14 protein-coding genes are annotated in these 11,778 nt (G+C 53.3%); 3 read left to right on the plus strand and 11 right to left on the minus strand.

The genetic code is table 11. From position 1 onward, the window contains the following. The first annotated feature begins 128 nt into the window (after nt 1–128). Nucleotides 129–596: a methylated-DNA--[protein]-cysteine S-methyltransferase gene (locus ACF8OF_RS05555; RefSeq protein ID WP_392495972.1), complete on the plus strand. Its 468-nt coding sequence runs from the start codon at nt 129–131 to the stop codon at nt 594–596. A gap of 199 nt (nt 597–795) precedes the next feature. Next, the gene (gene cspE / locus ACF8OF_RS05560) at nt 796–1,005 is read left to right on the plus strand and encodes a transcription antiterminator/RNA stability regulator CspE (protein WP_004235583.1); all 210 of its coding nucleotides are present in this window, start codon (nt 796–798) and stop codon (nt 1,003–1,005) included. A 90-nt stretch (nt 1,006–1,095) separates the two neighbouring features. Here the strand turns inward: cspE and ACF8OF_RS05565 are convergent, their stop codons facing one another. From ACF8OF_RS05565 to rsfS, 10 genes are all read right to left on the minus strand, one after another. Continuing rightward, nucleotides 1,096–1,944 (minus strand): EamA family transporter, encoded by an 849-nt coding sequence (locus ACF8OF_RS05565; protein ID WP_392495974.1) that lies wholly within the window; start codon nt 1,942–1,944, stop codon nt 1,096–1,098. A gap of 297 nt (nt 1,945–2,241) precedes the next feature. After that, nucleotides 2,242–3,207, minus strand: coding sequence for a lipoyl synthase (gene lipA / locus ACF8OF_RS05570; RefSeq protein WP_004235585.1), 966 nt, complete (start codon nt 3,205–3,207; stop codon nt 2,242–2,244). A gap of 131 nt (nt 3,208–3,338) precedes the next feature. Next, nucleotides 3,339–3,971 (minus strand): lipoyl(octanoyl) transferase LipB, encoded by a 633-nt coding sequence (gene lipB / locus ACF8OF_RS05575; RefSeq protein ID WP_392495975.1) that lies wholly within the window; start codon nt 3,969–3,971, stop codon nt 3,339–3,341. Between the two features lie 142 nt (nt 3,972–4,113). Next, entirely contained in the window at nt 4,114–4,377 is a 264-nt protein-coding gene (gene ybeD / locus ACF8OF_RS05580; RefSeq protein WP_004235588.1) for a DUF493 family protein YbeD, read from the minus strand. A 68-nt stretch (nt 4,378–4,445) separates the two neighbouring features. After that, nucleotides 4,446–5,660 carry a D-alanyl-D-alanine carboxypeptidase DacA gene (gene dacA, locus ACF8OF_RS05585; protein WP_025153536.1) on the minus strand — a complete coding sequence of 405 codons (1,215 nt, stop codon included), beginning with the start codon at nt 5,658–5,660 and terminating at the stop codon, nt 4,446–4,448. A 93-nt stretch (nt 5,661–5,753) separates the two neighbouring features. Beyond that, entirely contained in the window at nt 5,754–6,743 is a 990-nt protein-coding gene (gene rlpA, locus ACF8OF_RS05590) for an endolytic peptidoglycan transglycosylase RlpA (protein ID WP_392495977.1), read from the minus strand. A 17-nt stretch (nt 6,744–6,760) separates the two neighbouring features. Next, entirely contained in the window at nt 6,761–7,873 is a 1,113-nt protein-coding gene (mrdB, locus tag ACF8OF_RS05595; RefSeq protein ID WP_025153534.1) for a peptidoglycan glycosyltransferase MrdB, read from the minus strand. Between the two features lie 5 nt (nt 7,874–7,878). After that, nucleotides 7,879–9,759 carry a peptidoglycan DD-transpeptidase MrdA gene (gene mrdA / locus ACF8OF_RS05600; RefSeq protein ID WP_392496275.1) on the minus strand — a complete coding sequence of 627 codons (1,881 nt, stop codon included), beginning with the start codon at nt 9,757–9,759 and terminating at the stop codon, nt 7,879–7,881. Nucleotides 9,760–9,815: 56 nt separating this feature from the next. Then, nucleotides 9,816–10,286, minus strand: coding sequence for a 23S rRNA (pseudouridine(1915)-N(3))-methyltransferase RlmH (gene rlmH / locus ACF8OF_RS05605; protein WP_004235593.1), 471 nt, complete (start codon nt 10,284–10,286; stop codon nt 9,816–9,818). Nucleotides 10,287–10,289: 3 nt separating this feature from the next. After that, entirely contained in the window at nt 10,290–10,616 is a 327-nt protein-coding gene (gene rsfS / locus ACF8OF_RS05610) for a ribosome silencing factor (RefSeq protein WP_080694358.1), read from the minus strand. Between the two features lie 290 nt (nt 10,617–10,906). Here rsfS and ACF8OF_RS05615 point away from each other — a divergent pair, with 290 nt between their 5' ends. Next, entirely contained in the window at nt 10,907–11,434 is a 528-nt protein-coding gene (locus tag ACF8OF_RS05615) for a YbgA family protein (protein WP_262859973.1), read from the plus strand. Here ACF8OF_RS05615 and ACF8OF_RS05620 read toward each other — a convergent pair. Continuing rightward, nucleotides 11,404–11,763, minus strand: coding sequence for a helix-turn-helix domain-containing protein (locus ACF8OF_RS05620; RefSeq protein WP_025153530.1), 360 nt, complete (start codon nt 11,761–11,763; stop codon nt 11,404–11,406). The two genes, ACF8OF_RS05615 and ACF8OF_RS05620, sit on opposite strands and share 31 nt — an antisense overlap. Nucleotides 11,764–11,778 lie beyond the last annotated feature (15 nt).

Here is an 11,778-nt window from a genome sequence, read left to right on the forward strand (position 1 = left end):
TGAACTGACTTGCATGAATTTATTTGCCTCGTTATTTTCTCTGTTGTGAGATGAATGACGTAAATGATGTTTGTCTCTTTATCATAATTAGGTTTTGCTATAGCAAAACCAGCACAAAGGGCAAACGTATGGCGACGACTTATATAAAGGCTCCAACCGGATTTCCCCGCCGTTTTATCATTATCAGCGCGGATGAGCAGGGGATCACTGAACTGGGATTTGATGATACTGCACCGGAACACACGGACAGTGATAACCCGCATATCAGACAGTGCATTCAGGAACTGGATGAGTATTTCGCCGGGAAACGGCAGGATTTCAGTGTAAAACTTAATCCGCACGGTACGGAATTCCAGACCAGGGTGTGGGCGCAGTTATCAACCATTCCGTTTGCGATCACCTGGTCGTATAAAGATCTGGCACTGAAGCTGGGTTCTGCCAATTACTGCCGCGCGGTCGGTATGGCAAACGGGCGTAACCCGATTTGTCTGATTATTCCGTGTCACCGCGTGATTGCACATGACGGCTCAATGGGCGGCTACAGCAGCGGGTTGGATATCAAGCAGTGGCTGTTGCGCCATGAGGGGATTATCTGAATAAAAAGGTGGCAAATCTTGCTGACCGTTGAAATAACCAGGACAAATCCTCTGGTATATCAGCGGAATATCTCTCACAATGTCATTATCCGGCGGGTAGTTTAGTCTCAAACCAGATTGCCCGGCAGGATCAATACAGTCTGAGAACGACTGGCCGGGTACTGATGAAGTACTATCACTTGTAAAAAGGTTTTTTTGAATGTCAAAGCGCAAAGGTAACGTGAAGTGGTTTAACGAAGCAAAAGGTTTCGGTTTTATCACTCCGGAAGACGGCAGCAAAGATGTGTTTGTTCACTTCTCTGCAATTCTGAATGATGGTTTCAAAACACTGGCAGAAGGCCAGAAAGTAGAATTTGAAATCGTTGATGGTGCGAAAGGCCCGTCTGCCGCAAACGTTGTCTCGATTTAAGTTGTAACACGCTATACCGTAGCCGTTATTTTAATTCGACATTACCGTGACGAAAACCCGTTACTCACCATGGTAACGGGTTTTTTTATATCAGGGCCGGTTAGCAACCTGGCTGAGCCAGACACTGCCGATCACCACGATAACCCCTGCACACTGTAACAGGCTCAGTTGCTGATCCAGCACAAACCAGCCCAGCAGTACCGCCGTCAGCGGGCTGAGAAAACCGAGTGATGCCACGGAATTCGGCCCGAGGATCGCCAGTCCGCGAAACCAGAACAGATAGGTCAGGGCTGCGCCAATCAGTCCCAGATAGAGCAGTCCGCTGATATTGAGCAGCGTCAGCGGCGGCAGTGCCGGTTCAAGCAGCAGAGAGACCGGCAGCAGCAGTAATCCGCCTGCGGTAAGCTGCCAGGTGGTAAAGGTCAGCGGTGAGACATCCGGCTGCCAGCGGCGGCTCAGCACCGTACCGGCGGCCATGGAGAACGCACCGGCTAATCCGGCAATAATACTGATAGTGTCAAGTTTTGCCTGCGGTGTCAGTAACAGCAGCGCCACCCCGCCTATCCCGCACAGTGCGCCGAGCACAGCCAGCGGTTTCAGCACATTGCCCAGCACCATGCGGGAGAGCAGCAGCACAATCAGCGGCTGAATGGCCCCGACTGTCGCGGCGACACCGCCCGGCAGGCGATAGGCCGAGACAAACAGCAGCCACCAGAACACCGCGAAGTTCAGCGCCCCGAGCACGAAAATCCGCCCCCACCAGAGCCCTTTCGGCAACTGGCGGATAAACAGCATCAGCAGCAGACCGGCAGGTAAGGCGCGCAGCATGGCGACAGTCATCGGGTAGCCTGCAGGCAGCATCTCAGTGGTCACCAGATAGGTACTGCCCCAGACGGCGGGAGCCAGTGCGGTCAGACATAAAACGCCACTACGTTTCATAATTTACTCATTAATAATGTGATATGGAACGCATCATAATCCGCATCCGTTGCGGGGGGAATAGCGGCAGAGAGGCAAAGCACAAAAGAAATAAACACATATATTCTCAGCAACTGAGAATTGACGAATAGCAGGCAAAATGAAAAGACGCTGTAAATATGTCCCTATACGCTCGGCTGCGCCATCCATGGCGCAGACGCTTTTCATTTCTTTGCCTGCTATTCGTCCCTGTACCCCGGCATAAAAAAACCGCCGTTTTTCAGCGGCGGTTTACGGTATTCACAGAATGACGGGAAATTACTTCACTTCTTCGCCTTTGGCCTGCAAATCAGCATGGTAAGAAGAGCGGACAAACGGGCCGCAGGCGGCGTGGGTGAAGCCCATTGCCATTGCTTCGGCTTTCATTTCCTCAAATTCTTCCGGGCTGACATAACGCTGAACCGGCAGATGGTGACGGCTCGGCTGAAGATACTGCCCCAGGGTCAGCATGGTCACGCCGTGACGGCGCAGGTCGCGCATCACATCGAGGATCTCTTCATTGGTCTCGCCTAAGCCGACCATCAGACCGGATTTGGTCGGGATTTCCGGATGGGCTTCTTTAAAGCGCTCCAGCAGTTTCAGTGACCACTCATAGTTCGCGCCCGGGCGCACCTGACGGTAAATACGCGGTACGTTTTCCAGGTTGTGGTTGAAAACATCCGGCGGGGTGGCGGTCAGGATTTCCAGCGCCTTATCCATACGGCCGCGGAAGTCCGGCACCAGGGTCTCAATTTTAATCGCCGGGCTGTGGTCGCGGATAGCGGTGATACAGTCAGCAAAGTGCTGTGCGCCGCCGTCACGCAGATCATCACGGTCAACAGAGGTGATGACCACATAGCGCAATCCCATATCTTTGATGGTCTGACCGAGTTTCTGCGGTTCGTTGGCATCCGGTGCATTCGGACGGCCGTGGGCAACGTCACAGAACGGGCAGCGGCGGGTACAGATAGCCCCGAGGATCATAAACGTGGCGGTACCGTGGTTAAAGCATTCGCTCAGGTTCGGGCAGGAGGCTTCCTCACAGACAGAATGCAGGCCGTTACGGCGCATTGCATCTTTGATCCCTTTGATTTTATGGGAATCAGCCGGAAGCTTGATTTTCATCCAGCTTGGTTTGCGTAATCGTTCGGTCGTCTCTGATACCAGGTTTTTGACCGGGATAAGCGCCATTTTATCGGCATCACGGTATTTGATACCGCGTTCCATCTGAATTGGTTTACTCATGTTGATGTCATTTCCGGTTAGATTCATCGGATAGTGATTGATGAGCGCCGTGGTGACGGCCTGCCTGCTGAATGTAACAAAGTCATCAATCTTTTAAAAATCTTTTTAAAAATGTTAAAAAAATTATAACACTATTCTGCGGTAAGTTGGAATCCTAATTGCCTGCAGAATTGTGCGGTCAGCACGGGCTGAACATCCGCAAGGGTAATACCGGGAATAAAATCAGCCACTTGTGTCATGGCGAGACCGGCATAGCCACACGGATTAATGCGGTGAAAAGGCTCGAGATCCATATTGATATTGAGTGCCAGGCCGTGGAAAGAGCGACCATTGCGTATCCGCAGACCGAGTGAACAGATTTTGTTACCCCCGACATAAACACCGGGGGCATCCGGGCGCGGGTAAGCCTCAATATTCCATTGTTTCAGCGTCTCAACCACGGCGTTCTCCAGGGCGGATACCAGTTCGCGCACACCGATTTTGTCGCGTTTAAGATCAATCAGCACATACATGACCTGCTGCCCCGGGCCGTGGTAGGTCACCTGACCGCCGCGATCGGACTGGATCACCGGGATATCGCCGGGGGCGAGGACATGCTCGGCTTTACCGGCCTGACCCTGGGTAAAAACGCGTTCATGCTCAACCAGCCAGATCTCATTACCGGTGTCCGCCGTACGCTGTTCAGTAAATTGGTGCATGGCTTCGGAGACAGGATGATAAGGCCGCAGGCCCAGCTGACGTAAAACGATGGTGTTATTTTGCAAAATGGTATCTTCAGTTCGGTATGCCGGGCCAGCAGTATAACGCGCACGGCAAATGCGTACCAGTGATGCGCATAAAATGTTCAGCAGGATAAAAAAAAGGCCGCCCGGAAAGGCGGCCTGAAATGATGAAGAAATGACGGTGTTACAACACCATTCTCACGCGCTCTAACGCGCCTAATTCTTCGTACAGATTCTCGATCTGCTCAATGTGTGTCGCGTCAATGGTGACAGAAACGGAATGATAGGTCCCTTTGCTGCTTGGTTTGATTGACGGACTGTAGTCACCCGGCGCGTGGCGCTGGATCACTTCCAGAACATCATTCACTAATTCCGGTTCAGCGGCACCCATCACTTTGTAGGTAAATGAGCAGGGGAACTCTAACAGTTCATTGAGTTTGGTTTTCATGGGTGCTCCTTAATAAAGCAAAACGTCAGATGAACTAAATATGGGGATAGTTCATCTGATTTCAAGTCTCAGCCGAACCAGCGGTGAAACAGCAGACGGATATAGTCGATCAGACGACTGAAGAAGTTCCCTTCCGGGACGGCTTCCGTCACGACCAGCGGCCGGGTTTCAATGATCTGGTTGTCGAGCTGGAAGTTAATGGTGCCGACCACCTGGTTTTTCGCCAGCGGCGCATGCAGCTCCGGATCGATCAGGACAAAACCGGCTTTCAGATCTTTCAGGCGACCGCGCGGAATGGTGAGATAAACATCATTTTCCACTCCCAGCTGTACTTTGTCTTTGTCCCCGAACCAGACGATTTCAGACACCAGCGGGTTGTCTTTCTGCATCGGTTTGACCGTTTCAAAGAAACGGAAGCCCCAGGTGAGCAGTTTCTTGCTTTCCGCATTACGGGCTTTGGCCGATTTGGTGCCCATCACCACGGAGATCAGACGCATATCTCCTTCGGTGGCAGAGGCCACCAGGTTATACCCCGCGCCGTTGGTGTGACCGGTTTTAATCCCGTCCGCATTCAGGCTTTTATCACCCAGCAGGTCGTTACGGTTTTGCTGGGTAATATTATTATAGGTGAATGAGCGCTCTTTATAGATGGCGTATTCATTCGGCACGTCACGGATCATTGCCTGACCAATGAGCGCCATATCCCGCGCACTGCTGTACTGACCGTCGGCATCCAGGCCGTGAACGGTTTTAAAGTGGGTATTTTTCAGACCAAGCTGTGCCACATACTGGTTCATCTGACCAACAAACGTGTCCTGATCACCGGCGACAAATTCCGCCATCGCCACACAGGCATCATTACCGGATTGCAGGTTGATGCCGCGTGTGAGATCCGCCACGCTGACGCGCTCGCCCGGTTTGAGGAACATCAGCGAGGAGCCGCGGAATACCGGGTTACCGGTCGCCCAGGCGTTTTCCCCGATGGTGACCATGGTGTCCGGGGTGAATTTACCGGTGTTCATTGCCTGACCGATGACATAGCTGGTCATCATTTTGGTCAGACTGGCAGGGTCACGGCGGACATCGGCATTTTTTTCCGCCAGTATTTTGCCGGAATGGTAATCCATCAGAATATAGGATTCCGCTTCAATATCCGGAACAGGCGGGATGGTGGTATTCAGATTCGGAACATCAGCGGCAGAAGCTGCGGCGCTCAGTGCCAGGGTCAGACCGAAAGCGGCCAGACGCCCGGCGCGGTGTTGATAAGTCGTTGCGTATTTCATGAGTGTTAAAACAACATTGATGATGCCGGTGAAAAAGAAACGCTATCATAGCAAAACAGCCATGACAGCGCGTAGTGTTATCACTGCCTGCTTTTACGGTGCCAGGATAAATGAATTCATATTCAGTTGCTGCTGAAGGCGTCCCTGTACTTCGGCGGCCCGTTCACGGCTGGTAAACGGCCCCAGCTGGACACGGAACATATCACCGGAGGATTCTGTCATACCGGGCACCCCCAGTTTGTCGCTGAGTTCTTTCTGCCACTGTGATGCGCGCTCCTCACTTGCCACGGCACCCACCTGGACACGGTAACCGCTGACAGCGGCCTGTTGCGGCGCAGGCGCGGCGGTGTTTTCAGTCAGGGTTTCTGCCGGTGCTGCGGGCTGTTTCACTGTCGGGATCAGGGCAGATTCCGGCTGCGGCTGCGCCATAACAGGGCGGCTGCTGATCGGCACCACCGGGGTGGTGTTGATTACCGGCGTCCCCAGCGCACTGGTTTTTCCCAGTTCCGGGCGGCCCGGCAGGGCATAGCTCTGTTTGGCGACCACGGTACCGACAGTCCCGGTCCCGCTCAGGGAGCCGTCTTCCGCCACCACAATCGGGTCAATTTTAATTTTGGTATTCGGCAGCAGGTTCAGGCGATCGGCCACAGCGCGGGAAAGCCCGATCTGTTTGCCCGGCATATACGGGCCGCGATCGTTAATCCGTACCACCATCATGCGGTTATTCGCCATATTGGTGATCCGCGCATAGCCGGGGATCGGCAGCGTCGGGTGGGAGGCGGTCAGTTCGGCGCTGTTGATGATCTCACCGGTGGCTGTCCGGTTGCCGTTCTGAGCCTGACCGTAAATCCAGGCATAGCCCTGCTGACTGAAGTTTTCCGGATCACGGACAATCTGATACTGCTGACCATTACGGACATAATCATTATTTACGCCCGGATGCAGCGGCTCATAAGCCGGTACGGCACCGAGGATCTCTTTTGCCGGGCCCGGCGGCGGTGTCTGTTTGACCGGCGGCGGCACTGACGGGCAGCCTGCCAGCAGGGCGGCCATCACTGTGACCGCAATCCATTGTAAACGCATGAAAACCTCGTAATGTATTATAAGCTTTTTGACAGCATCTTACGGTGTGTATGAATTGACATGACAATACCAAACCCTGCCATTAATACAATAAGGGCGGAGCCGCCGTAACTCATCATCGGCAGTGGTACACCGACCACCGGCAGGATCCCGCTGACCATACCGATATTGACAAACACATAGACAAAAAAGATGAGCATCAGACCGCCCACCATTACCCGTCCGAAGGTATTCTGAGCGCGGGCGGCAATCATCAGCCCGCGAATAATGATCAGCAGATAGAGTACCAGCAGGAAGATCACCCCCACCAGCCCGAGTTCTTCCGCGAGGACAGCAAAGATAAAGTCAGTATGACGTTCCGGCAGAAATTCCAGCTGGGACTGGGTGCCCAGCATCCAGCCTTTGCCGGCCAGCCCGCCGGAACCAATGGCAATTTTTGACTGAATAATATGATAACCGGCACCGAGCGGGTCGGTTTCCGGATCGAGCAGCATCATCACACGACCGCGCTGGTAATCGTGCATCAGGAAAAACCAGAGCAGCGGAATAAAGGCGGCAAGCAGCAACACGGCGATCCCGATAAGACGCCAGCTCATCCCGGCCAGGAACAGCACAAAAATACCGGAGGCAGCAACCAGGATGGATGTCCCGAGATCCGGCTGTGCGGCAACCAGCAGAGTCGGTACCACCACCAGCAGCAGGGCAATGGCGGTATTTTTCAGGGTCGGCGGACACTGGTCGCGGTTCATAAAGCGCGCCACCATCAGCGGAACCGCAATTTTGGCAATCTCGGACGGCTGGAAACGGACTATCCCCAGATCCAGCCAGCGCTGCGCACCTTTGCTGATCTGCCCGAAGACATCAACAAAAACCAGCAGGAGTACACAGACAATATAGAGATGCGGTGCCCAGGTTTCATACACGCGGGGCGGAATTTGCGCCAGGATCAGCATAATAATGATGCCGGAGAAAATCTGCCCGAGACGGCGCTCCATCATCTCCGGATCCAGCCCGCTGGCACTCCACAGCACAAATGCGCTGTAAACCAGCAGGATCAGCAGCAGCACCAGCAACGGGAAGTCGATGTGCATACGGGTCATCAGGGATACTTTGCGCGGATTATCAGTCATGGGCATTACTCTGTTTCACTGCCGGGTGGCGACGGCGGCGCATCCGGCAGTACCGTGTTGTTATCACCCAGCAGGACGTGATCAAGGATCTGGCGGACCAGGGTACCGACGGCCGGGCCTGCACCGCCGTTTTCCAGAATAATGGTCACCGCCACTTTCGGGTTATCATACGGTGCGTAGGCAATCATTAATTTATGGTCGCGCAGACGTTCCGCCAGTTTGCTGGCGTTATAGGTTTCATAACTGAACACCTGCGCCGTACCGGATTTGGCGGCGGCTTTGTACGGTGTACCGGCAAAGAATTTGCGGCCGGTGCCGTTCGAGGCATTGGCAACGCCGAACATCCCGGATTTGGCCAGTTCCCAGTAGCCGGAATGAATATCACCGATAGCAATATGCTCTTTCTGCTCATACGGCAGCATGCCGTTGCCTTCTTTGGTACCGAGCAGCAGGTGCGGCGTTTTCACCACACCATCATTGATCAGGGTATTAAGGGCTTTTGCCATCTGAATAGGGGTTGACGTCCAGTATCCCTGACCGATCCCGACCGGGATGGTATCGCCCTGATACCACTGTTTTTTATAGCGCCGCTGTTTCCATTCACGGGTCGGCATCACGCCGTTATACTCTTCGATCAGGTCGATACCGGAATACTCGCCGTAACCAAAGCGGGTCATCCAGGCGGACAGACGGTCGATCCCCATGTCATACGCCACCTGATAGAAGAAGGTATCTGCCGATTCAATAATTGATTTCACCACGTTCAGGTTGCCGTGACCATAGCGTTTCCAGTCGCGGTAACGTTTTTCCGATCCCGGCAGTTGCCACCAGCCGGGGTCAAAAATCGTGGTGTTACGGGTGATCACGTTTTCGCTGAGTGCCGCCACTGAAATAAACGGTTTCACGGTGGATGCCGGCGGATAGAGCCCCTGGGTGGTACGGTTGATCAGCGGGCGATCCGGGTTATTAAGCAGGCCCCGGTAATCCGGACCGGAAATGCCGTTCACAAACAGGTTCGGGTCATAACTCGGGTTGGACACCAGTGCGAGAATTTCGCCGTTGCGCGGATCACTGACCACGACAGCCGCCCGGCTGGTGGTCAGCAGTTTTTCAATATACATCTGCAATTCGAGATCAATTGTCAGATAGATATCCTTCCCGGCCTGCGGTGCCTGCTCGTGTAACTGGCGGATCACGCGGCCGCGGCTGTTGACTTCCACTTCCTCGTAGCCGGTTTTACCGTGCAGGACGGATTCATAATAGCGCTCAATACCCAGCTTGCCGATATCATGGGTGGCGGCATAGTTCGGTAAAAGACCGTCTTTATCCAGGCGCTCAACATCTTTGTCGTTAATTTTTGCCACATAACCAATCACATGGGTCAGGGCGGAGCCGTAAGGGTAGAAACGGCGCTGATAGCCTTTGATTTCCAGTCCCGGGAACCGGTACTGATTTACCGAAAACCGCGCCACCTGAATCTGGTTGAGCGGGGTTTTCAGCGGAATAGAGGTAAAACGGCGCGAACGGCGGCGCTCTTTTTCATAATTCGCGATATCTTCGTCGGTCAGATCGACAATTTCTCGCAGCTCATTCAGTACGTCCGGCAGGCCGCTGACTTTCTCCGGCACAATTTCGAGCTGATAAATGGTTCTGTTTTCCGCCAGCAGGGTGCCTTTGCGGTCATAAATCAGACCACGGCTCGGCGGAATCGGAACCAGTTTGATCCGGTTATCATTGGAGCGGGTCTGATAATCTTCATGGCGGTTAATCTGGAGATGATAGAGATTCACCACCAGTACGGCAGACAGAATAACAATACCGATAAATGCAACCACCGCTCGGCGGATAAACAGGGCGGATTCCGCGCTGTAATCGCGGAAGTCCATCCGTTGCTTGTGTTTTTTCTTATCGCCGTCAGGCGCGTTCAGACCGGGCACTGCGGTTATTCCCTGTGATACGGATGATTGGCAGTAATACTCCAGGCGCGGTACAGACTCTCTGCCACCAGCACACGCACCAGCGGGTGCGGCAGAGTCAGCGGGGAGAGCGACCAGCTCTGCTCAGCGGCGGCTTTACAGGCAGGCGAAAGGCCTTCAGGGCCGCCGATAAGCAGGCTGATATTGCGCCCGTCCTGCTTCCAGCGCTCCAGTTGCCCGGCAAGCTGCGGGGTATCCCAGCGTGCGCCGGGAATATCCAGTGTGACAATCCGGTTGCCTTTGCCCGCCGCCGCCAGCATTAACTCACCTTCTTTTTCCAGAATCCGTTTGATGTCCGCGTTTTTTCCCCGCTTTCCGGCCGGGATTTCGGTCAGTTCAAACGGCATATCTTTCGGAAAACGATGGAGATAATCCTGAAATCCGGTTTCGACCCAGTCAGGCATTTTGGTGCCGACGGCAATGAGCTGTAACTTCAACACTCAGCTCCAGAGTTTCTCTAATTCATACATACGGCGGCTTTCATCCTGCATCACATGCACGATAGCTTCACCGAGATCGACAACAATCCAGTCGGAAATGCCCTGACCTTCCACGCCGAGCGGCATCATACCGGCCTGACGGCAGTCGGTGATGAGGTTATCGGCGACAGATGCCAGATGGCGGCTGGATGTGCCGGTGCAGATAATCATGTGGTCGGTAATGCTGGATTTACCGCGTACATCAATAGTAATAATGTCCTGTGCTTTGGAGTCTTCGAGTTTATCAATAATAAACTCAAGTAATTCTGTGCCTTGCAAAAGGTTCACCTTATATTCCGGATAAATAGATAACAGAACACATCCCCGTCAGTCGTACTGCCGTGGCAGTTCCGGCGCGGGGTTGCTGTGTGCCGGGGGATAATCGCTATTTTACGTTACAGAGGGCAATTTTGCGAGGCTCACCCTGCGTTGCCGCCGGCACCGCAAGAATAACAGCGAACAGAGGGAATACAAAGCAGTAAAGATTAAAGAAATATCAGGAAATGTACGGACAGGGAAAACAGAAACAGTGTACTTTGTACTATAGTCACTCCGTAACAGATAAAAAGGCGGAAAATATGACATATCAGCGACAGACGGAAAATGATGATGAGGACATGTTGTGGCGACAGCAGGCACAGCAGGAACTGACTCAGGCACTGAATCCGCCGCTCAGTGCGGGCGGGCTGATCCGTCTGCACAGCCGTTACAAATACGCGCTGATGGCTTATTCACCGCAGATATATAAAAGCAGCGGGCGACTGTTATCACAGGCGGGAACACGCTCCCCGGCTGAACTGGCGGAAACGGCGGCAGTCTGGCAGCAGATGTTACTTTCTGCATTTTCGCAACCCGCGACCCGCGCCAATATGACCAACGCACTGATGCATATGCAGGGCTATTTTAAACGCCTGCTGAGCCCGGCAGAAAAGCAGCAGATGAGTGCAGCGATTGAGGCTTACCGTACCGGAACCGGCTCTGCGGCGGTGGTGAAACATCTGTTACTCAGCACTGCCCGTCACTATCAGACAGATTATCTGTGTGAGCAGGCTATCCTGCAACCGGTAAAACCGGCTCAGTCACACTCCGGGCGCAGCAGTGTGTAGCGGTCACCCATATTTTCATAGCCCCAGTCACACATCAGCAGCAGAATCGGGATCAGCGAACGGCCTTTTTCTGTAATGGTGTATTCCACACGGGGCGGTACTTCGGCAAAGACCGTCCGGGTCAGCAGGCCGTCCGCTTCCATCTCGCGTAATTGATTGGTTAATGTTTTTTGTGAAATATTGACAATATAAGCCCGTATTTCACCAAAACGCTGAACGGTTTTTTCAGATAATAAATTTAATATTAACGGCTTATATTTTCCGCCGATAACTGACAGCGTCACTTCTATTTCACTGACCACTACAATTTTCTTTATTTTATCGTCCATTAGTTACCTTCAGGT

Source organism: Morganella sp. TYF_1 (genome assembly GCF_043105645.1).
Taxonomy (GTDB): Bacteria; Pseudomonadota; Gammaproteobacteria; order Enterobacterales; family Enterobacteriaceae; genus Morganella; species Morganella morganii_B.